The organism is Mesorhizobium kowhaii (assembly GCF_003253745.1).
In the GTDB taxonomy this organism is placed as follows: domain Bacteria; phylum Pseudomonadota; class Alphaproteobacteria; order Rhizobiales; family Rhizobiaceae; genus Mesorhizobium; species Mesorhizobium kowhaii.
The window spans coordinates 109012-130775 of record NZ_MZXV01000017.1; the positions used below are offsets into that span (position 1 = coordinate 109012).

At 62.9% G+C, this 21764-nt stretch carries 21 protein-coding genes; 15 read left to right on the top strand and 6 right to left on the bottom strand.

The window, feature by feature from the left end; genetic code table 11:
- Window positions 1–16: 16 nt before the first annotated feature.
- Together repC and B5V02_RS09455 are read left to right on the top strand one after the other, a co-directional pair.
- Entirely contained in the window at window positions 17–1222 is a 1206-nt protein-coding gene (repC, locus tag B5V02_RS09450) for a plasmid replication protein RepC (RefSeq protein WP_111543960.1), read from the top strand.
- A gap of 349 nt (window positions 1223–1571) precedes the next feature.
- A complete protein-coding gene (locus B5V02_RS09455; RefSeq protein ID WP_057143290.1) occupies window positions 1572–1784 on the top strand; it encodes a cold-shock protein in 213 nt (70 codons plus the stop codon).
- 486 nt (window positions 1785–2270) lie between these two features.
- Here B5V02_RS09455 and B5V02_RS09460 read toward each other — a convergent pair whose 3' ends face one another.
- Complete coding sequence (locus tag B5V02_RS09460; protein WP_111543961.1) at window positions 2271–2492, bottom strand: hypothetical protein; 222 nt, start codon at window positions 2490–2492, stop codon at window positions 2271–2273.
- A 75-nt stretch (window positions 2493–2567) separates the two neighbouring features.
- A complete protein-coding gene (locus B5V02_RS09465) occupies window positions 2568–2810 on the bottom strand; it encodes a DUF982 domain-containing protein (RefSeq protein ID WP_111543962.1) in 243 nt (80 codons plus the stop codon).
- Window positions 2811–3208: 398 nt separating this feature from the next.
- On the opposite strand from B5V02_RS09465, the gene B5V02_RS09470 reads away from it, so the two are divergent.
- The 4 genes from B5V02_RS09470 (at window position 3209) to B5V02_RS09485 (ending at window position 8087) form a co-directional block, all read left to right on the top strand.
- Window positions 3209–4405 carry a DUF932 domain-containing protein gene (locus B5V02_RS09470; protein ID WP_111543963.1) on the top strand — a complete coding sequence of 399 codons (1197 nt, stop codon included), beginning with the start codon at window positions 3209–3211 and terminating at the stop codon, window positions 4403–4405.
- A 288-nt stretch (window positions 4406–4693) separates the two neighbouring features.
- Window positions 4694–6844 (top strand): ParB/RepB/Spo0J family partition protein, encoded by a 2151-nt coding sequence (locus tag B5V02_RS09475; RefSeq protein WP_167458436.1) that lies wholly within the window; start codon window positions 4694–4696, stop codon window positions 6842–6844.
- A gap of 118 nt (window positions 6845–6962) precedes the next feature.
- Window positions 6963–7355: a hypothetical protein gene (locus B5V02_RS09480; protein ID WP_167458437.1), complete on the top strand. Its 393-nt coding sequence runs from the start codon at window positions 6963–6965 to the stop codon at window positions 7353–7355.
- A gap of 132 nt (window positions 7356–7487) precedes the next feature.
- Window positions 7488–8087: a DUF1419 domain-containing protein gene (locus tag B5V02_RS09485; protein ID WP_111543966.1), complete on the top strand. Its 600-nt coding sequence runs from the start codon at window positions 7488–7490 to the stop codon at window positions 8085–8087.
- A 183-nt stretch (window positions 8088–8270) separates the two neighbouring features.
- Here the strand turns inward: B5V02_RS09485 and B5V02_RS09490 are convergent, their stop codons facing one another.
- On the bottom strand, window positions 8271–8666 hold the full coding sequence (locus B5V02_RS09490) for a hypothetical protein (RefSeq protein ID WP_164778408.1): 396 nt from the start codon (window positions 8664–8666) through the stop codon (window positions 8271–8273).
- Between the two features lie 292 nt (window positions 8667–8958).
- Between B5V02_RS09490 and B5V02_RS09495 the strand changes: the two genes are divergently transcribed.
- Entirely contained in the window at window positions 8959–9642 is a 684-nt protein-coding gene (locus B5V02_RS09495) for a transposase (protein ID WP_245445830.1), read from the top strand.
- A 36-nt stretch (window positions 9643–9678) separates the two neighbouring features.
- Here B5V02_RS09495 and B5V02_RS09500 read toward each other — a convergent pair whose 3' ends face one another.
- The gene (locus tag B5V02_RS09500; RefSeq protein ID WP_111543990.1) at window positions 9679–10872 is read right to left on the bottom strand and encodes a DUF1173 domain-containing protein; all 1194 of its coding nucleotides are present in this window, start codon (window positions 10870–10872) and stop codon (window positions 9679–9681) included.
- A 185-nt stretch (window positions 10873–11057) separates the two neighbouring features.
- Between B5V02_RS09500 and B5V02_RS09505 the strand changes: the two genes are divergently transcribed.
- The 8 genes from B5V02_RS09505 to B5V02_RS09540 all read left to right on the top strand — a co-directional run bounded on the left by B5V02_RS09505 (window position 11058) and on the right by B5V02_RS09540 (window position 21014).
- Entirely contained in the window at window positions 11058–15596 is a 4539-nt protein-coding gene (locus tag B5V02_RS09505) for a strawberry notch family protein (protein ID WP_111543967.1), read from the top strand.
- Between the two features lie 12 nt (window positions 15597–15608).
- A complete protein-coding gene (locus tag B5V02_RS09510; protein WP_111543968.1) occupies window positions 15609–16658 on the top strand; it encodes a DUF7146 domain-containing protein in 1050 nt (349 codons plus the stop codon).
- 247 nt (window positions 16659–16905) lie between these two features.
- Window positions 16906–17847, top strand: coding sequence for a DUF2493 domain-containing protein (locus tag B5V02_RS09515; protein ID WP_111543969.1), 942 nt, complete (start codon window positions 16906–16908; stop codon window positions 17845–17847).
- Window positions 17848–18052: 205 nt separating this feature from the next.
- Complete coding sequence (locus B5V02_RS09520) at window positions 18053–18337, top strand: type II toxin-antitoxin system TacA family antitoxin (RefSeq protein WP_111543970.1); 285 nt, start codon at window positions 18053–18055, stop codon at window positions 18335–18337.
- Window positions 18338–18844 carry a GNAT family N-acetyltransferase gene (locus B5V02_RS09525; protein WP_111543971.1) on the top strand — a complete coding sequence of 169 codons (507 nt, stop codon included), beginning with the start codon at window positions 18338–18340 and terminating at the stop codon, window positions 18842–18844.
- Window positions 18845–19042: 198 nt separating this feature from the next.
- Window positions 19043–19576: a hypothetical protein gene (locus B5V02_RS09530; protein ID WP_111543972.1), complete on the top strand. Its 534-nt coding sequence runs from the start codon at window positions 19043–19045 to the stop codon at window positions 19574–19576.
- 715 nt (window positions 19577–20291) lie between these two features.
- On the top strand, window positions 20292–20615 hold the full coding sequence (locus tag B5V02_RS09535) for a DUF736 domain-containing protein (RefSeq protein WP_006205585.1): 324 nt from the start codon (window positions 20292–20294) through the stop codon (window positions 20613–20615).
- A 57-nt stretch (window positions 20616–20672) separates the two neighbouring features.
- On the top strand, window positions 20673–21014 hold the full coding sequence (locus B5V02_RS09540; RefSeq protein ID WP_111543973.1) for a hypothetical protein: 342 nt from the start codon (window positions 20673–20675) through the stop codon (window positions 21012–21014).
- A gap of 117 nt (window positions 21015–21131) precedes the next feature.
- Here B5V02_RS09540 and B5V02_RS09545 read toward each other — a convergent pair whose 3' ends face one another.
- On the bottom strand, window positions 21132–21539 hold the full coding sequence (locus B5V02_RS09545; protein ID WP_111543974.1) for a hypothetical protein: 408 nt from the start codon (window positions 21537–21539) through the stop codon (window positions 21132–21134).
- The coding region (locus tag B5V02_RS40505; RefSeq protein WP_167458438.1) for a hypothetical protein at window positions 21536–21764 on the bottom strand (229 nt) is incomplete at its 5' end. The genes B5V02_RS09545 and B5V02_RS40505, both read right to left, overlap by 4 nt.

Below are 21764 nucleotides of genomic sequence, written 5' to 3' on the forward strand. Positions count from 1 at the left end.
TCGAAGGTGAAAGAAAATGGAGACGGGTATTGCAACGACGCCCTTTGGGCGGCGGCCGATGTCGCTTGCCATGCTGGCAGCGCAAAACGATTCACGTGAAATCCCCAAGGGCAGGGTCGTCGACAAATGGCAGATCTACCGCAACCTCTGCGAGGGCAAGAGCATCGTCGGTATCGGCGATCGTGCGCTGGCCGTCCTGAATGCGTTGCTATCATTCTATCCTGACAGCGAATTGGGTGAGGAAAACGACCTCATCGTCTTTCCCTCGAACGCACAGCTGTCGCTCAGGGCGCACGGAATGCCCGAGCCCACAGTCAGACGACACCTGGCGGCTCTTGTTGACTGCGGGCTGATCATCCGTCGGGATAGTCCGAACGGCAAGCGCTACGCGCGCAAGGGCAGAGGAGGGGAGATCGAGGAAGCATTTGGCTTCTCCCTGGCACCGCTGCTTGCCCGCGCTCACGAGTTCGAGGCGGCGGCCGAGCGTGTTCGCGCCGACAACAGGGCGCTCAGGCTGATGCGCGAGCGGATCACCTTGCACCGCCGAGACATCCAGAAGCTGATCGAGGCGGCTGTTGACGAAGATGTTCCAGGCGACTGGGGAGGCCTGTGGAAGCGCTTCCGCGGCGTTGTGGAGGCAATTCCGCGCCGAGCCTGCATTGCCGAACTAGAGCCCATCGTTGCCGATCTGGCCGCCTTGCGTGATGATGTGGATAAGCTGCTGGAAATCCATATGAAATCCATGAATCCGAGCGGCGATGACTCTCAAAACGAGCGGCAGCAATCTGATTCAAATACCGACTCTATTTTTGAATTTGAACCTGCTTTAGAGAAAGGCGGGGCGTCGGCCGAGCCCAAGACGAGGACCGCAGAGGCGCCAAAAACATACCCACTAGGGATGGTGCTGAAGGCTTGCCCCGAAATTGCGGATTATGCCGTCGACGGGATCGGCAATTGGCGCGATCTCATGATAACGGCCGCCCAGGTGCGGGGATATCTGGGCGTTTCGCCGTCTGCGTATGAGGAGGCGTGCCATGTGATGGGCCAAGAGATCGCGGCGATCGTGATTGCCTGCATTCTGCAAAGGGCGCAGCACATCAACTCGGCCGGCGGCTATTTGCGGGTACTGACCGAAAAGGCGACGTCAGGGCAGTTCTCTGTCGGGCCGATGCTGATGGCGGCGCTCAAGGCGAACGGCGCGATGGCGAAGATGACGGGATGACGATCGCCGATCCCGCAGCTTGTCGCTTTGCGCCCAGCTCAAAGCCAATGCGGCCTTTTCGGTCTTTGGTTTCGTCGACCGGCAGCTGTCTTGGTGGTTGTTGTCCGCGCGTCTGACCGACACGGCACAAGGGTGGGACAGTATTCCGAGAGTCTTGTTTTCAAGCATACGATGCTGGCACTGCTCAATTATCGAGGTGGCGTCAGCGCCCCCACCGCTTGGCGCCAAAAGGTCGTCAAACAGGCCAAAGACTTGCTATGAGGGCCATTTGCTGCATGTATCTGAAACACCTGCGGCCAGTGCGGTCGGCCAGCGGACAGGTAGACACTTACGGCAAGGAAACACCTTTATGGCGACTGGAACGGTAAAGTGGTTCAACGCGACCAAGGGCTTTGGCTTCATTCAACCCGACGGTGGTGGACAGGACGTGTTTGTCCATATTTCTGCTGTCGAGCGCGCTGGCCTATCGACGCTTGCTGACGGCCAGAAGGTCAACTACGAGATAGAACAGGATCGGCGGACCGGTAAATCGTCTGCCGGCAACCTGAGCAAGGCTGGCTGAACCAGGCACTCAAATTGGCAATCGCATCAAGCACGCAAGCTTCAGTGCACCAAGAGGACAGGTCTGGTGGCCTACCGGCATGTTGTTGAAGTGTCACCTTTGCTGACCCATATGCGCGGTGCGTCGGATGTTTCCTCCCATTCGTCCGGCGCGTTCCCCTCTGGAGGTTTTAGCCTTCATACCTGGCCGGACCTTGGTCCGGCCTTTTTCTTGCGCGCGAGAAACGGGTAAACTGAGGTGACGAGGCCCGGCGGTGATTGCGCGATTTCGCAGCCAGAATTGGGCAGTATCGCGTTGCCACTTCATCGGTGAATTGAGAACCATGGTCGGAGCGGTTAAGCCGATGGCTTATATTCGCCAGCCCGGCTGGCGAAGACTGACCTAAGGCCGTTTCTCGGCCTGCCATTCTCTCCGGTCATTCGAAGGACAATGGCAATTCGCCGCCTGCTTTTGCCGATATTTTCACAAGAGATGTGGAAGAATTGACTATTCTGCAGGCTTGTCGAAGACCATGGGCAACCCGCGTGTCGATGCCATCTCGACCACCAGTTCTTCGATAGCTTGGTCGGAAAGGCGGGTCTGCAGTATCGTACGAATCCGCTTGACCAGTTCGTGCACCGGCAAAGGCAAGAGATCCTCGGCATCATCGATAAGCCGACTGACTTCGATCACAACGTCAGCATCGATGTCGCTCGGCAAATTTCGCATATGCCATCTCCGATCGAGGTAAATATTGCCGGTCTACCTGCCCGTTGTCGAGAGGCGCGATGTTCCGCTTCGACCTCAGTCGCTGCGTAGGATTTTCGCTTCTAACGCCGCTACAACGAAGGCCCGTCTCGCTACCGGCGGCTGAGCTTCACCACGCAGAACCTGAAGACATGCATCCATGGCCAGTTTTCGCTTGTTCGTCTGATGAGGGAAACTCCGCAGCAGGATCGTCGCTGCGTCGTTCACATCGAATATGATGCGCTCACGGTCATGCCGGCCAACTTGCACCACCACGGGCCGGACGAACCTGCTCGACATGCAATTACACTCTCAATTCCGACCGTGACACGGTCTTCGCTATCATGACGTTGGGTCAATTTATACATTTGTGGCTAGGGCCAGAACAGAACTGACGGTTGCCCAATCTCAAGACAAGTTGCCTGCCGAATTTCAGCAGGCCGCTACCTGAATTCGGATGGGCACCGGTCTTGTTGCGCAAGGAAGCACAGAGAATTCTGACGTGTCCGGAAGGTGAAGCGGCGCCTGGTCTTAGGCTCGGGCTTTCCTGGACGGTGCCAGCCTTGAGGCGGCCGCTGCTGCAATGGCGACGCTGCTAGTGGCGCGCGGGTGCCGGGAGAGAAAGAGGGCGGGCGGGATGCGGTGGCGGGTAAAGGTCCGGGAGAGAGTCTCCCGGCGTCCGCCGAGGAGCTACAACCATGACCCAAATGGAAATTCTTGCGCCTAAGCGCAACGAGCGTGCCGGATACAAGGTCGACCTCAGCCGCGGCCAGCGTATTGGCCGCGTGTCGTCAGAATGGTTCAACCGGCCGGCGGATGAGCGATACCTGTCGCTCAACGACCTTGGAAATGCGGTGAAGAGCCGGTCGGAGCGCAGCAAGACCCGCATCGTCGAAAGTGAGCTGATCCGCGTCGAGGCCAGCCGCGACGACCCGGAGCGGCTGAGGCTAATGCTGCCCGATGCGCCTGGCCCTGTTGCCCCCACGCATTGGAGTTTTGGCCAACTCGCCTCCTTGGTCGGCGCACCGGCCACCTATCTGCGGCAGCTTCCAGCCCCGCTCGCGGCGATAAACCTTCAGCACGGTCTCCTCAACCACCGCGTCGAACAGGTGAAGACGCTGGAGATCGAGAATGGACGCCTTGAGTTGCGGGCGGTAACAGGCCCTGATTACGGCAGAATATTTGACTCAGAACTGGTCGACGCCGTGCAAAAGATCGCCGGCAACGGTACCGGCGACACCCGCTGGAAGGTGCCCGGTGTGCTCGACTGGTCGACAGGTATCTACAATCCGCACGTCGACATCTCCCGCGATACCACGACGCTCTACGCGTCAGACCGCGATGTCTTTGTGTTCCTCGTCGACGATCTGAACCCGATCCAGGCCGGACGGCTGCCAAATGGGGAACCGGATCTCTATTTCCGCGGCTTCTACTGCTGGAATTCCGAGGTCGGTGCCCGCACCCTCGGGATCGCCAGCTTTTATCTGCGCGCCGTGTGTCAGAATCGCAATTTGTGGGGCGTGGAAGATTTCGAGGAAATCACCATCCGCCATTCAAAATACGCGGCCTCCCGTTTCGCACTGGAAGCCGAGCCGGCCCTGATCCAGTTTGCCGATTCCTCCCCCATGCCGTTCGTCAACGGCATCAAGACGGCGCGGCAAAGGATCGTGGCCCGAGATGACGAAGACCGCCAAAACTTCCTGCGCAAGCGCGGCTTCTCCAAGTCCGAGACCACGAAGATCATCGATACTGTTCTCATGGAGGAAGGCCGACCACCGGAATCGATCTTTGATTTCGTGCAGGGCATCACGCGGGTCGCGCGCGACAAGCCGCATCAGGATGTCCGCCTGGACCTGGAGGGCAAAGCCAAGAAGCTCCTCGATTTCGCCGCCTGATCCTGCGGAAGCCGGCAGCGAAAACTGTCGTTGTCGGCCTCGTCTCCGGGCCGTCTCCATCGATCCCAGCGCCGTCCTCCGAAGTAAGAGGACGGCGCTTTTTTCGTTTGAGAACCCGGTGAAGCCAACATGCTGGAGGGATGCACCTCCGGCGGCTCGGCCGCGTCGAGGTCTGAGCCGGGGCCGGGTCGGCGTGAGGCCTGGAGGCAGAGGGGGGAGGGGAGGGTTTTTGACGGGCTTGGAGGTTCGGGGAGAGGCCCCGGGCCGCCCGTCATGGAGAACCTGACCATGGCAAAGAACGCCATTCAGAAGATCGCGATGAACGCCGCGGAGAATATTCCCTATGACAAGCTGATGCTGTCGCAGAAAAATGTCCGGCGCATCAAGGACGGCGTGTCGATTGAGCAGCTGGCCGAAGACATCGGACGGCGAAAGCTGATCCAGAGCCTGAACGTCCGTCCCGTGCTCGACGGCGAGGGCGAGGAGACCGGCACGTACGAGGTGCCCGCCGGCGGCCGGCGTTATCTCGCGCTCGGCATCCTCATCAAGCAAAAGCGCCTGGCCAAGAATGAGCCAATCCCCTGCATCGTCAATCGCGGGCAGGAGACCTCGGCCGAGGAGGATTCGCTTGCCGAAAACCTGCGGCGCGCCGACCTGCACCCGCTCGACCAGTTTCGGGCCTTCAAGACACTCAGCGACCAGGGCCTCGATCCGGACGAGATCGGCGCCCGCCTCTTCGTATCGCCGGCGACGGTCCGGCAGCGCCTGCGGCTAGCCTCGGTGTCGCCAAAACTTCTCGATCACTACGAGAACGACGAAATCCGTCTCGAACAGATCATGGCGTTTTCGATCTCGGACGATCACGCGCGCCAGGAACAGGTCTGGGAGCGGATTTCCAGCTCGCACACGCAGGAACCCTATTACATCAGGCGCCTGCTGACCGAGACTACCGTTCGCGCCGACGATCGCCGGGCCGTCTATGTCGGCACCCAAGCCTATGAAGCGGCTGGAGGGGTCATCCTTCGCGACCTGTTCGAGCAGGATTCCGGCGGCTGGTTCCAGGATGCCGCACTCCTCGAGCAGCTTGTCTTCGACAGGCTGAAGGTGGATGCCGAGGCGATCCGCGCTGAAGGCTGGAAATGGGTGGAGGCGGCGATCAGCTTTCCCTATGGCCACACCTCCGGAATGCGGCGCATCTACGCCGAGGCGCAGGAGCTCAGCGCCGAGGAGATCGGACGCTACGATGCACTGAAAGCCGAATACGACAAGCTCGATGCGGACTATGCCAAGGCCGAGGATGCCGACGAAGCAATCGAGGCGAAGCTCGACCAGCTGGGCGCCGAGCTTGATGCGATCGATGATCGTCCTCAAAGCTACGATCCCGCCCAGAAGGCCACTGCCGGTGTGTTCGTTACCCTTGCCGCGAATGGCAAGCTTCAGGTCGACGTCGGTTTCGTGCGGCCCGAGGACGAGCCGCGGACCGAAACCGGCGACGTCGATGAGGGCGAGGAAGGCGGCGCTGCCGGCGGAACCCGGTCCGATGGCGACGACGATTGCGATGGTGTTGTCGTCAACGGCAAGCCGGTGAACGACGCCTCTGGCGACGACGGCGAGGACGATGGCATCAAGCCATTGCCCGATCGGCTCGTCTTCGATCTGACCGCGCAGCGGACGCTGGCGCTGCGCAACGCGCTCGTCGGTGACGTCGACATCGCCTTCGTCGCCGCACTCCATGCCTTCGTCCTGCAGGTCTTCTATCGCTTCGCGCCGAACACGTGCCTGGAGATCAGCATGAAGAGCGGCAGCTTCAGCCAGGTTGACGGTCTTGCCGAGACCTCCTGGGCCAAGGAGATCGCCGAGCGGCACGAAGCCTGGGACCGCGATTTGCCCGATGAGGCGGAAGGCCTGTGGGACTTCCTTCTCGGCCTCGATGAAGCAAGCCGCAAGGCGCTGTTCGCGCACTGCGTCTCGCTGACCCTCAATGCGGTGGTCGAACCCTGGAACAGGCGAGCGAAGGCGCTCGAGCATGTAGACGTGCTTGGCCGCTCGCTCCAGTTCGACATGGTCGACGCCGGCTGGACGCCCACGGTCGAGTTCCTCGGGAGGCTCACCAAGGCGCGGATCCTGCAGGCTGTCCGTGAAGCCCGTGGCGCAGACTCCGCGCAGCTGATCGACCACATGAAGAAGGACATCATGGCCCGCGAAGCCGCCCGTCTTCTCGAAGGATCGAACTGGCTGCCCGAGCCGCTGCGCCTCGAGGTCGATCAAGTGGCTGCCGATGCTGGTGACGCGGCCGCCAGCGAGATGTCGGACGAGGCGGCTCTTGACGGCGATGCCGCCGAGCTGCCGGCCTTCCTTGCCGACGATGCGGATCCGTCCTCCGACAAGCCGGTGACATTCGACGGCGACGACACGGACCAGCTGCAGGCCGCCGAATAATCAGGCTCCCGCTCCGAACGGGTCCGGCACCTCCGCCGGACCCGTTCCAGTTGCAACTCACTCTCAAGCCCGGGATCGCCATGGTGCGCCCGGGCGCTTTCGTTTCATGGAGGTTCACATGTTCGATTGGAACAGAAGCTGCTCCTATGACGAGCAGCAGAAGAGACGCTTCCACACGACAGCCCGTTCACGGCTGAAGAAACTCGCCGCCGAACTTGCGCTACCGCAGGGAAGCTTCGACCTGCGCTCCAACAGGGCGGGCATCGCCGTTTGCGGTGAAATTACCCTGCACCACGACGACGCCTACATCCAGGTCGGCCAGTTCGGTTTGTCCTCAGGTCACGGTATCCTGATCCGCACCTGCAAGGGCCGTAAAGACTACATCGGCGGGGCCAACCACTTCGTCGCACTCGGCATGCTCGACGATATCCCGGCGCTCGCCGCCGCCGTCCGTGCCATCACCGGGGTTGGTGGAGACGCTTCGTGTTCCTCCGAGCGACGCGCCGCCTAAACTCCTGCAAACCCCATCATCGCCAGTGCACGTGCCGGCCGCAGGCTCGGCCCGGCGCCAGCCACAACACAGCAAGCAGTTGCCATGGCGCGGCGATGCCGCGCGTGGCCGACTTGCCTTCAGGAGAACCTCATGACCGCACATTCACCCTTCAGGAGGGTGCTCGAAGGCGTCGCCACCCGCGAGCAGATGTTCCAACTGTTCAGCCGTCACAAAGACACTCCCGGCATCGATCCCAATTCCGGCACTCCCTATTCAGGCGAGTGGTTTGAGATCACTGCGTCCGAATACCACTTCATGCTAGATTTGTTGCCGCCGCTCTTCATGCGCACCGGCATGTTCGGAATGTCGGAGTATAAGGCCGGCAACGTGACCAGCGTATTCTTCGCGATCCGGATCCGGGGCCGCGAGCGCTGGTTTCATGGCTTCTGCGATCTCACGGAACGGCAGTCGCCAGACAAGATGCGCGCCGCCATCATCGCCCACGAGACCGGCGCGAGCGACAGCATGACCCGCGCGGAAAAGCTCGAGGCGATCTGGAACATAACCCCTGTCGAGCTCAGGGGGACCGCCCGCAATGCAGACCCCGAGACCGGGTGGGCCGAACATCGCGGCAAACGCACGATTCTCGTTAACGCCGGAAGGCATGATGCTGCCTTCAGGCTGCTCGATGATCTGTCGGATCTCGAGATCGCCGAGTACCTGTCCAAAATGCGATTGCGTCGGAGCTGACGAAGGAAGACGACGATGGGCATCTATAAGAACCGCGCTTCGGCGGCAAAGCGTCTCCATCACGGTGACCGACTTTCGCTCAATGGATGCACCCGCATACGGCCCATCCTCAAGCTGTTGAGACACGCGAGACCGTATGGCCAACTGCAACGAGGATACAAGCATCCGGCCTTCAGCAAAACTTCAGTGCCTGCCACGCGGGAAGTACCCGGCATTGCGTAAAGCGCCGATGAACAGGCTGGCCGGGCCGGCGATACTCGTCCTGGCCTGCGTTGCGAGCGGCAGCGTGTTCCAGTCCTCCAACGGAGCGATAAAGTTGGAGAAAGTGCCATTGACCATGCAATGGCTGGTCAACAAGCCCTGCTTATCCAGCACCAGAACCCCTGTCTGATTGCTTGGATACCGGATGGCGGCGACGCGCTGAAGTTCCATGTCGCCATCAATGCGCAAATTGAAAAGCAGCACGCCCTGGCTTCTGTGGGCGACTTCCGCGACTTTTTCCGCGAAAGGAGCAGAAAGCGCACGAACGCTGTCGACCGCCATCCCGAAAACAAGCGCGTCCAGCTCATCCGCCGCCATGAGAAGATTAGTTCCCAAGAATATAAGGATTGCAATCGGTCCAGCCGGATTGTGCACAGTCATCGCACTCCGCCGGCTAGACGCCTGAGCATCGCGTGTATGAGGCAGCTCTCTCTCGGTAGGCATGTTTGCCCCCGTTGATTGAGCCGATTGCCCTAGGCCCATGACACACCGCTTGCTCGTTGCGGGGCTTCTCCGATAAGGCACGGCGAAAGCGATATGATACGTCGGGTACTCGCTAACACGAACTGCGACTTGGCTTGCAAGTCATGCTCATATCAAGGAACAGACTATGAAGCGCCAGATCCGGCCATTCATCGTGGAAATGAAACAGAAGCGCGGCCTGCAAAAGCCAAGCCATTCGATCTGGGGCGATCTTGACCTGTCCAAAATTGCCACTGAGATGACACAGCCGGGCTATGCTGCTCAGCTGCCAAATTCCCAAGTCATTGACTTCAGTATAAGACCCCTTGATGCTGAAGAAGGAGATAAACCACAAGCGGAGTATATGATGGCCGATATTCAGGACGCTCAGACTGTTCAGACGACAGTTGCCCCAGCCAAAGTGGAAGTGCCTGAATCCAAGAAGAAAGTTCCGCGAGGAAAGAAAGCGAAGGCAGAGCTCGTGAAGCCGGTCCGCAAGAACGGAGCGAAACCTGCGCCCGCGGCCGCAGAAGCTCCCGTGGTAGCTAAGACCGCCCGCAAGACATATTCCGAGAATGAACGCACCCAGAAGCTTGCCCAGATCGAGAAATCGATCGCTGCCGGCGCGACTAGCAAGATTGCGGTCGGCCAGGCCGGCATATCGGAGCAGACCTACTATTATTGGAAGAGGGCTGCCGCACCTTCCTCTGACAGCGGCGATCTCCGTGATCTTGTCGCGCTCGAAGAAGAAAACAAACGTCTCAAGAACCTGCTTGCCGACCGTCTGCGCAAGGAAAATGCCGAGCTCAAGAAGAAGCTCGGCCTGGCCTAGGGCATACTCAGGCGCGTTGGAAATTCCGCCCGACGCTCAAAGGGGTAGCGGCGGCATATCGCCTTCGCCGACCCGCCACACCCAGGAGCCGATCTCCGGTCGCGCGGCGATCATTTCGTCGAGCGACGCTTCGTAGTTTTCGTCCGCTCCGGCCGGAACGACAAAGAGCGCTATCGGGTCGTCCCTGTTCTGAAGCAACGCATTGGCGATCGGCTGGTCGGGTTGCAGGTCAAAGCGCAATCCCTTCACGCTCTTCTCGCGAAGGCGGGCGAGCCCATCGACGAGCCTTTTCTCCGGGACCGTCTCGTAAGGAATCCAGTTCTCGGAGACCACCATCAACGCAATCTCCTCGACAATGGCGAGGCCGGCCGGGTTCAGTCCGAAGGTCGCGATCACCATCAGATGTGAGTTCGGATCCGCTGCCCACAGCGACAATTCTCTCTCGAAACGTGCCTGCAAACGGCGGTGCAATGCATCTTCGATAATGAAGGGAAAGCCGGGCAAGTGCCTGATGACGAGTTTCTGACCGGAGCGGGCGGGGACGATCTCCTTCACTTCGCCGACCAAGACGAGCAACTTTCGTGGACCTGATTTCGGCGGGAGCGCCGAGCCGAGAACCGCGTTGCGACGCTGCTCGATGGCTTGCCTGTTCTCGGCCCGAAACGGCTCGGGCACGAACAGGATATCCTCGAGTGGTCCGCCCCGCACTGTCATGTGCCCGGCAGCCTCGAGCAGATGCCAGCGGACATTCCACCAATGCCGCTTGCCGGCCCACCTCGATGTCCAGACCGTCAGTTCGGCCTCGTGCCAGAGATAATGAAGCAGGCCACGCAGCGACATCCGCCTGGGATCGGCGGTTACACTGGCGGAACTTTGCCCCGCAGGCACCGATGCCGCGCGGCTCCCCGTCTTCGACAGGCTGAAGTCCAACTTGAGGGCGGCCAAGCCGTTTTGCAGATCGAGCTGTATCGCGCTGCCCATCAAGGCGCCCAGCCCGGACAGTTCGTAAGGTGATTCATAGGAATCACAGGACGGATCATGCCCGCCGCCGCTCAGCGGCATGCGCTTGATCAGATGAAGGTCGCCTATGCGAGCGATGTACATCGGGCAGCCTGGCTCGCGGCACAGGCATAGCGGGCGCTCGCTGCGGGCATAGGCACTCGCCAGCGCCGCCTGCAGGTCAGGCGCTGCCTCCTCGTAGACCGCACTGCCAATTCTGAACCGTCGCATCACCTCCACAGCTCCAGGTCGCCGCCGCATTCCTGTGCGCGCATTGAAGTCATGGGTTTGCACATTGCGCAACCCCTTTGGTGCATCGGCGCGAGAGGCAGAGGGGAGCCGGGAGGAGCGTGGCCCGGCTGGCGCGCAGAGAGTGTTGGCGCGGGCGCCATTCCCCTCTCGCGAAGGACATTTCCATGAACATTGTTTCGACTACCTCGACCGTCGCATGTACGGCTGGTTCCCTCGCCGCGCTGACGCCGGCCTCCATCAACAACGCCGAGGCAATCTATCAAGCGGCAACGTTGCTTCTACCTTTCCTCGAGCAGGGCAAGCCTGTCACCACCGCCGCACTGCGCACCGCCATGGCGACCAGTTTTGGCGGCAGCGATGCGCAAGGGTTCTGGCTTTGGAAGGACGCCTATGAGGCGCTCGAAGTCGCCCAGGTGCTGTTTCTGCGCCGATTCGGCCCTGCGATCCTGTCGCGGTCGACCACGCCGCAGGCAACGCTGGCGATGATCAAGCGCATCGCCGGCCTTCTTCCTATCCATACGCGACGGTCCGACGAGAGCCAGGCCATGCAGCAGCTGTCGACGCCCTTGCCGCTCGCCTTGGTGACAGCGCACGCCGCGGCGATCGCATCTTGCGACCTCGTTCTCGAACCCTCGGCCGGCACCGGTCTGCTCGCCGTCCATGCCGAGATGGCGCGCGCCTCGATCGCCCTCAATGAGCTCGCCGCGACGCGGGCCGATCTCCTCGGCCTGCTGTTTCCCCGGGTCCCCGTCTCGCGGCACGACGCCGCCCATATCGACGATCATCTCGACGCGGGCATCGAGCCGTCCGTCGTGCTGATGAATCCACCCTTCAGCGCCGGCGCCTATGTCGGCGGCCACGTCGCCGATGCGGCATGGCGGCATCTCTCCTCCACATTCGCACGCCTGCGCGCCGGCGGGCGCCTCGTCGCCATCACCGGCACCGGGCTGTCTCCGGAAAACCCCAAATGGCGGCCCGGCTTCGAACGCCTGCAGCAGCAGGGCAACGTCATCTTCACCGCGGCGATCGACGGCCGTGTCTACGCCCGCCATGGCACCACCACTGAGACCCGCCTGACAATTATCGACAAGGTACCGGCCGCCGAACCGAAAAACTTCGTCCGGTCGCCGGGCAAAGCCACCGATGTCGAAACGCTGCTCGCCTGGATCACGGCTCTGCCGCCCCGGCTACCGGGCGGCTTTCCGGATTCGATCGGCGCGCTGTCCAACGTCATCCCGCGCAATGCCGCCATGCACATGGCTGCCCGATCGGGGACAAGAGCCGCACCCCTAACAGTCTCAACTTCTGCTCCGAAGGCCATCCAATCGGTCCGTCCGATTGCGCGGGCGAAGCCCGCTCGCCAGGTGATGGCAAACAGCGTGCCGGCCGTCCCCCTCGCCTATGAGCTACGCGACTGGATGCCGGAAGAGGGCGGCCGGCTCACCGACACGATCTACGAACCCTACGCGCTACAGTCGATCGACATTCCCCGCGCAAAGCCGCATCCGACGCCGCTCGTGCAGTCGGCCGCAATGGCCGCCGTCGCGCCACCAAAACCTTCCTATCGGCCGCTTCTTCCTGATGCGATCATCGACGAAGGCCTGCTGTCGGACGCCCAGCTCGAAAGCGTCGTCTATGCCGGCGAAGCCCATTGCGGCCATCTCGCCGGCACCTGGACGGTTGACGAGACCTGCGATGTCGTCTCGGCCGCACCAGAAGGGGCTGCGAACGCTGTCCGCTTCCGCCGTGGATGGTTTTTGGGTGACGGAACCGGCTGCGGCAAAGGACGGCAGGTCGCCGGCATCATCCTCGACAACTGGCTGCAGGGGCGGCGCCGCGCAATCTGGATATCCAAGTCCGACAAGCTGCTGGAAGACGCCCAGCGCGATTGGGCGGCACTTGGCCAGGAAAAACTTCTCGTGCAGCCGCTGTCGCGCTATCGGCAGGGCACGCCGATCCGCCTTGCCGAGGGCATCTTGTTCACGACCTACGCGACGCTCCGCTCGCAGGAACGAGAGGGCAAGAAATCCCGGATCGCCCAGATCCTCGACTGGGTCGGACAAGAGGCGAGGAGGAACGAAAGTCCGACAGGGGCTGGAGAGAACCTCGCGGCGAGGGCCGAGGGCCCTTGCGGGACCAATAGGTCTTTCGATGGTGTAATCGTCTTCGACGAGGCCCACGCCATGGCCAATGCCGCTGGCGGCAAAAGTGAACGCGGCGACGTCGCCCCGTCGCAGCAGGGCAGGGCAGGCTTGCGGCTGCAGCACGCCCTTCCCGACGCGCGCGTCGTCTACGTCTCCGCGACCGGTGCGACCGCAGTCGAGAACCTGGCCTATGCGCAGCGTCTCGGCATCTGGGGCAGCGAGGATTTTCCATTCGCCAACCGCGCCGAATTCGTCGCCGCGATTGAGGATGGTGGTGTCGCGGCGATGGAAGTGCTCGCCCGCGATCTCAAATCGCTCGGTCTCTATACGGCGCGTTCGCTCTCCTATGACGGCGTCGAATACGACCTGCTAGAGCACGCGCTGACCGAGGAGCAGATCCGCATCTACAATGCCTATGCGGATGCATTCCAGGTCATCCACAACAACCTGACCGCCGCACTTGAGGCGACCAACATCACCAGTGAGACCGGCACGCTGAACCGCAACGCCAAGTCGGCGGCGCGCTCAGCCTTCGAGGGCACCAAGCAACGCTTCTTCAGCCATCTCATCACCTCGATGATGACGCCGACCCTGATCGGCGCGATCGAGCAGGACCTCGCCGACGGCCATTCGGCGGTCGTGCAGATCGTCTCGACCGGCGAAGCGCTGATGGAACGACGCCTTGCCGAGATTCCGACTGAGGAATGGTCGGATCTGCATGTCGACGTCACGCCGCGCGAGTATGTCGGCGGGTACTTGATGCACTCGTTCCCCACGCAGTTGTTCGAGGAATATTCAGACGCCGAAGGCAACCTCTACTCGCGGCCCGTTCACGACGAAGATGGCAATCCGGTTCAGTGCCGGGAGGCCGTTCGCCGACGCGACGAGATGATCGAAAAACTCGCCTCGCTGCCGCCGGTTGGCAGCGCGCTCGACCAGATAATCCATCACTTCGGCACCGACACCGTCGCCGAGGTGACCGGCCGCTCGCGCCGCATCGTGAAGAAGACCGGCCGCGATGGTATCGACCGGCTGGCCGTCGAGAACCGCCCGGGCTCGGCCAATCTCGCCGAGACCCAGAGTTTCATGGACGACGACAAGCGCGTACTGATCTTTTCGGACGCCGGCGGCACCGGGCGCTCCTACCACGCCGATCTCGGCGTGAAGAACCAGCGCCTACGCAAGCACTATTTGTTGGAAGCCGGCTGGCGCGCCGACAACGCCATCCAGGGTCTCGGCCGGACCCACCGCACAAATCAGAAGCAACCGCCGCTGTTCCGGCCGATGGCCGCCAATGTGAAGGCCGGAAAACGCTTCCTGTCGACGATCGCACGACGGCTCGACACGCTGGGTGCGATCACGCGCGGCCAGCGTCAGACTGGTGGTGCCGGGCTGTTCCGTGCCGAGGACAATCTGGAAAGCCCCTATGCCCGTGCGGCGCTGCGCCAATTCTACTATCTGCTGCATCAGGGCAAGATCGACGGCTGCTCACTCACGACCTTCGAGACCGTGACCGGTCTGTCGCTGACCACCGACGAGGGCGGGTTGCGCGACGAGCTGCCGCCGATCACGACCTGGCTCAATCGCCTGCTGGCGCTGCGCATCGAGACCCAGAACCTGCTGTTCGAAGTGTTCGAGCAACTGATGACGGCGAAGATCGAAGGCGCCATCGCCGCCGGAAATTACGACAAGGGGCTGGAGACCATCACGGCGGAGAGCATCGTCGTCACCGATCGTCGCACCGTCTACGCGCACCCGGTCTCCGGCGCGCAGTCGCATGTGCTGACCGTCGCGCGCAAGGACCGTATTCGGCCGCTCGGTGTGGTCGATGTACTGGCGATCGCCCGCGCGGAGCCACAATCTGTTCTGTTGATGAACACGCGATCGAACCGCGCGGCGATACAGCTGCCGACGGCGAGCCTGATGCTCGACGACGGCACGATAGAGCTCCGCGTACGCCTGCTGCGGCCGATCGACGAGCTGCGCTTCGGTCTCGACGCCCTAGTCGAAACCCACTGGCAACCCGCCGACCGAAAACTGTTCTGCGACCTATGGCAGGCGGAGGTCGCGGCCGTCCCGGAGTTCACCACCAACACCTTCCACATCGTAACGGGTCTGCTCCTGCCGATCTGGCGTCGGCTGCCGGACCATGATTGTCAGGTCTACCGGATCCAGACCGATGCCGGCGAACGCATCATCGGGCGTTACATCGCACCAACCCTTGTTGCGACCATGTTCCGCAATCTGGGCATCGACAATGTGCCGACCCTCGCGCCGGAAGATGCATGGACGGGGCTCGTGGAAGGCAAGATCGGACTGCAACTCGCCGATGGCCTGATCCTGCGCCGCAGTCGGGTCATGGACGACTACCGTGCCGAGCTGATAGGCTTCACCGACGCGATGGTCCCCCGACTGAAGGCGCTGGGGCTGATATCCGAGATCATCTCCTGGAAGCTCCGGCTGTTCATCCCGACATCCGCGCAAGGTTGCGCCATCCTCGCCTCCCTTCTCGAGCGCCATACGCTGGTCGGGGTCACCGACCGTACGGCCGCGGCTTGAGGGGAGGCGATCATGTCCGGTTCGGCGTCCGAGCTGGCACGCCGCCTTGGCGAACATGCCGAGGCGGTGTGCCGCGAATATCTCTCCAACGGCCATCGCTCCGGCAATTACTGGATGGTCGGCGATGTCCGCAATATGCGCGGCCGTTCCATGCATGTGCGGCTCAAAGCGGTTGGCGGCAAGGCAGCTGGAAAATGGGTCGATGAGTCATCGGGGGAATATGGCGACCTGCTTGACGTCATCGAGCAGAGCTGTGGTCTGGTCGACTTCCGCGAGGTCACGGATGAAGCACGTCGTTTCCTCGCCATGCCACAGCCAGACCTTCAGTCCAGACCATCCGTCGCCGGGCGCCAATCTGCCGCGGCACGCGGCTCGCCTGAGGCCGCGCGTCGCCTGTTCGCCATGTCCCAGCCGATCGCCGGTACGCTGGCCGAACGATATCTTGCGGGCCGCGGCATTTTGCTCTCCCCGCGTGAACGCGCCCTGCGCTTTCATCCCGGCTGCTACTACAGGGATCTCGTGACCGGCGAGACGCAGACCCTGCCTGCGCTGATTGCCGCGGTCACCAACCTCGACGGGCAGATCACCGGCCTGCAGCGCACCTGGCTTGATCCTTCGGGCCAGGGCAAGGCGCAACTCACTGATCCACGCCGCTCACTGGGAGATCTCCTTGGCAACGCCATCTGGCTAGGCCGCCAGCCGGGTGCGCCGGTCGCGGTCATGGCCGCCGGCGAGGGCTTTGAGACGATGGCGTCGCTTAAGGTGGTGATGCCGGCACTGCCGGTGGCAGCCGCCACCTCGGCCAATCACCTCGCCGGCCTGATCTTGCCGCCCGGCTGCCGTCGCCTCTACATCGCAGCCGATGCCGACGCCGCCGGCCGGCACGGCATCGAGCGTCTCAGCCAGCGCGCAGGCCAAGCCGGGATCCTCGCCCTGGTGTTGCGGCCGCACCTCGGCGACTTCAACGACGATCTGCGCCATCTCGGCCCCGCCCATCTCGCGGCATGGCTCAGCGATCAGTTCGTCCCGGAGGATGCCGGTCTTTTCCTGCCGCCGGGATGAACGGCCCTGACCGGCAGGCCGGCAGGGGTGGCGTCACCGGAAGGCCTGCCGGCATGGCGGCGATCCAACGGAGAGGCCGCGCCCGCGGCCTGCCCGAGAGGCGACCCCTGCCACCCCCAGTTCACGGCCGCAACGGCTGCGCCGTCCTCCGCTCGCGCTCCGGCCTTCGGTGCGGCCGCGCCCCGGGCGCGGCCGGGGAGCGCTGTCAGGCCGCGAAGGGCGCGGCCAAAACCGACGGAGACACGCCATGACCTACGAGCTTCCTTTCGACGACGGCTACGAGCCCCACCACGCCTCCTCGCCGACTGATCGCGTCATCCTCGAACTGCAGATGTACGGCCATCGTCCGCATCAGGACGAACCGGATGCTCGGCCACTTCCCGACGACGAGGTGATCCGGGCCGGGCTTGCCGGGATCGTCGAGACCTTCGCCGGCATGCTCGGCGACACCAGGCTCGAACCCGATCTCGATGACCTGCTCTGGTCCTTCGCAAACGTCTTCCACCGTGCCGCCGAGCGAGTCGCCCGATCCCTCGATCGCAACGAGGACGCGCAGCGTTCGAGCCAACAGGAGCAGGACGGCTCCGAGGTGAAGTCGGTCGAGCTCGAACGGCTCACCGCCGAGGGCATCACCTATATCGAGCGCCGCAACGTGCTCGAAATCATGCGCGATGAGGCTGCCGACCTCTACGAGGCACAAACCGGATCGGCATGGCGGCCGCGCACCGGCTCCAAGGTCTCCCACCAGGCGATGACTGCGGCGGTGATCGACTCCCGCGATTTCCTCGCCGCCCGCCGGCTCGCCGAAACCGAGGTGCTCGTCCCGGCCGGCACCAAGATTGCTTTTGCCGGCGGTCTCGACTGCAACGATCACGACCGGATCTGGGACGCACTCGACAAGGCCCGCGAAAAGCATCCCGACATGGTGCTGCTTCACGGCGGCAGCCCGCGCGGCGCTGAGCGCATCGCCGCCTGCTGGGCAGAGAACCGGAAGATCACCCAGATCGCCTTCAAGCCGGATTGGAACCGACACGCCAAGGCGGCTCCATTCCGCCGCAACGACCAGCTTCTCTCGGTGGTCCCCTACGGCCTGATCGTCTTTCCCGGCTCCGGAATCACCGACAACCTTGCCGACAAAGCCCGTCGGCTTGGCATCCCCGTCTGGCGGTTCGCGGCGGGCGGCGCCTGAAGCGCCGCTTTCCTCGCAACCGCACCATCGAACCCGACCGGGCGCGGTCGGGTTCGGCCCGCGCGACGTGCAACAAAGCCCGCGCGAAGCACGGCACCTTCCACTTCCAAAGATCGTATCGACGCGGTGGAGCGTTCCGCCAGGCAACGTGTATTGCGTTCCGCGTTACATAGACGTATATACGTCCGCAGCACAGGAGCGCGCCATGGCCACCACAGCCACGAGGAAGGAAACACCCGTCTCGATGCGGTTTCGCGATGATGATCTTACCATCATCGACCGCGGCGCGGAGTTGCTCGGCCTGTCGCGCACCGAGTTCGTGCGACGCGCAGCACTCCACGAGGCGCAGGCGGCCATCCTCAACGAAACCGTCATCCGCGTGTCCCCGCAAGCCTATGACGCTTTCATGCAGGCGATCTCAGCCCCTGCCGCCGCCCCCCCGCCGAAGGCGGCGGAGCGGCTGCGTCGGTCCCCGCCCTGGGATCGCTAGGTGGCGCTTTCAGGCATCGAACTCCTCGACGACGCACACCGCCTCGACAGCTTCGATTGCAGCAAGCCGGCGCTCAACGCTTGGCTGGCCGGCTTTGCGCGAACGAACCAGGCCCGCGGGTTTACCCGCGTCCTGGTCGTTCACCACGAGGGAACAGTCGTCGGCTATTACGGCCTCGCGCCGGGCGTGATCCAGCCAAATAGCGCACCGCGCGCCATCCGCACCGGACGCCCACCCGATCCGATCCCCTGCCTGCTGATCGGACAACTCGCCGTCGACCACCGCTATACCGGACAAGGCATCGGCAGCGGCCTGGTCAAGGACGCGCTGCATCGCTGCGTCGCCGGCGCTGACATCGTCGGCGGCCGCGGGGTGGTGGTGCGGGCGATCGACGCCGAGGCCGAGCGCTACTGGCAGAGCTGGGCCTTTATTCCCGCGCGGGACAATCCGTCGGTGCTCATCCGCTCGATCCAGGACGTGAGCCTCTGGCTGGCCGAAGGCCGCTAGTCCACGCTCGTAGCGCCTACGGCAGCGGCAGGGTCTGGGCGCGCCGGCCTGCGGCCGGCCGGGCTCTAGTCGCGGCGTCCCGCCGCTCCCCGCGCCGGCTTCGCCGTCTCGGCCTTCGGGTGACGATCCCTCGCGCAGGGCCAGAGGGAGAGGGCGGCCGGAGCGGGGCGAGGGACCCTGGAGAGAAAGGAAGTCACGATGTCGATGATATTTATAGGTGGATCAAGCGAGATATTCGAGCTGCCGGAACCTGCCATCACTCGCATCGGCGCAATCGTTGCTGCCGAGCACGGCGTGCTGATTGGCGACGCCTCGGGAGCCGATGCCGAGGCGCAAGGCCTGCTCGCGGGCTACAAGTACGAGCATGTCGGCGTCTTCCATGCCGGCAAGGAACCCCGCAACAATCTGGGCGACTGGGCCGCCTTCCATGTTCCTTCTCCTGACGATGCCACAGGATACTGTGGCCACGCCGCCAAAGACCGGGAGATGGCGCGGCGCGCTGACTTCGGCATGATGGTCTGGGACGGCGCATCACCCGGCACTGCCGTCAACGTGCTTCGGCTCGCCATCGCGAACAAGCCGTGCGTCATTTACGATCTGGCCAGGGGCAGCATGGAGACCACGTACAATGTGGAAGACTGGTGTGCCATGCTCCGCCATGCCGGTCCGGACATTCGTCGGCAGGCCGAAGCCCGCATGACGCCGGACGAGCGTATGGTGCTGCCAGGATGATGTAGGCGCGATCCCGCCGACAGCCCGGCGGGTCCGATCCGATATGGTTGAATCCGGCCCCGAGCCCCCACTCCACTTGTATGAGCGGCCGGAGCCGGCCCCTTTCGAAACCGGCCGACGCGCAGAGCCGCGGGGCGTTGTGCAGGATGATCATCTTCACCCGTCTCGCATCTGAAGCGGGTGCAAGCGTGGCGAACATCCTGCCTTGCGCGGTCATCCATCGTGGCTTCGAGGCATTGCTACCTAGGGCCGTAAAGTTCGCTGCCAGTCGGCTCCGATCTCGAAAACGCTGTGCCGCCATCCCGACCAGCAAGGCGGTTCACGCGCCATGCTGCTGTTCGAGGTATTGACGACGCATGCGACATGACCCGGGAGGTGCGCGGCAAGCATCCCGGCGATCCGGCAGCGTTGCGTCAGCGGTCAAGCGATGGCGGCCTGGGTTCTTGTCCATCTGCCGCACCCGGGGCCATTCCCGTTTCATGTCGCCTTTGTAGACGACCGCCTGCTTTGTGCGGTCAACCCCCGGTGGGGGTACACTCGGCGAATATTCAGGAAAATTCGATTTCTGTTTTTGTCTGCGGACAGGCGAAGGGCCTGCCCGCTATTTTTCGGCAAATAGAATTTTCCAGAATTTTCGCCGAGATGACCGCAGCAGGACGGCCCTCTCCTTTGGCGCCATCGGGAATGGTCCCGATGCAACCGAAGGAGAACTACCATGGCCACCACGATCGCAAACCTCACCACCAAGGCCGACGGCTCGATGGAAGGCGTCTTTGCCACGCTCCGGGTCAACGCCCCGATCACCCTTATCCCGAACACCAACAAGTCGCGCGAGGACGCCCCCGACTACCGGATCGTCAACAAGCGCACGGGCTTCGAGATCGGAGCCGGCTGGCACCGCATCTCCCAGCGTTCGGGCGAGGAATACCTCTCGGTCAAGCTGGAAGCCCCCGAGATCGGCGTCATCTTCGGGAATCTCGCTCCCGCCCCGGGTGGCGAGGAAAACAAGAAGGTCATCCTCTGGAACAACCCCCAGTGAGGCATCGGTGGCCGGCCCCGCAAGGGGCCGGCTCCCCACCGGCAAAAGGAGGTTGCAATGAGCCGCTACACCATCACTGTCACTGGCACCGTCACCGGACAGGGCCGCTCGGATCCAGACGCTGTCATCGGCTACGACCCACCGCTTCGGACCTATTTCCTGCAGGCATTCCCGCACGAAGAAACCGACGAGCCCGCGCTCTGGCTTGGCACCCGCGACCGCGCGTTCGAAACGCTTGAGGATCTTCGCCATGCAGCCATCTCACACGGCTACGACTTCATGCCGCTGTCGCCCAAACTGGCCGCAAAGCTGGTCGACGACGAAGCGGCAGCCAGCGGGCGTCCGGTGCGAGACACAATCCTCGGCCAGATGCTGAAACACCTCAACCAACCCAAGTAGGCAACACGTCCCAGGGCCCGCGACGGAGTGTTCCGTCGCGGGCCCTTTTTTTGCACGTTGCAAAAGAGCCACGAACATCATCCATCCCAACATGCGATAGCGACTCCAAGCCGCCAATTATTCCTTCGGCAGTTTGTGCTTATGAATGCGGATATAATCCTGCACGGCCTTTCGCAGCAGCTCGGTCATGCTGTGGCCGTTGCTGATCGCCAGCAATTTGAAGTGACGCTGCTCCACGGCCGTCAGGTAGTAGCCGCAGCGGACCATCTCCTCCTCGCGAATCTTCTTTCCGGCGATGGGGTCCTTTTTCTGACCCTGCCGCAGCAGCTTGCGGAAATCGGGCCCGACTGCCGGTGACGGCTTTGTCGATTCCTGCATCAGTGGCGCGGCTTGCTCCTTGTTCCCTGACGGCTCGGCCTTCGGTGGGATGAACATGCTGGGCAGCGCCGGCGGCTGAGTGGAGATCGCCTTCATCATGCGGGCTTTCTTGTCGTCACCGGGTTTCGGTGCGGTTTCTTCGCTCATGCCGCGTTCCTTGTGGCTGCGATGAAGGTTTGCAGAAGGTCGTCAAAGACCCCTTCACTCTCGGCAATCGCCTTCGCATCGGGCACCGCGGGGCTGTAAAGGGTCTGCCCGGTCTGTAGGTCGCGGTAGGCAACACGATTATGCAGGACGTGTTCTGCAATCGGCGTGCCGTTGGCCTGGATGATGGCGCGCAGTTCGCTCCGGGCTCGCGCCCGGCCTCCGATG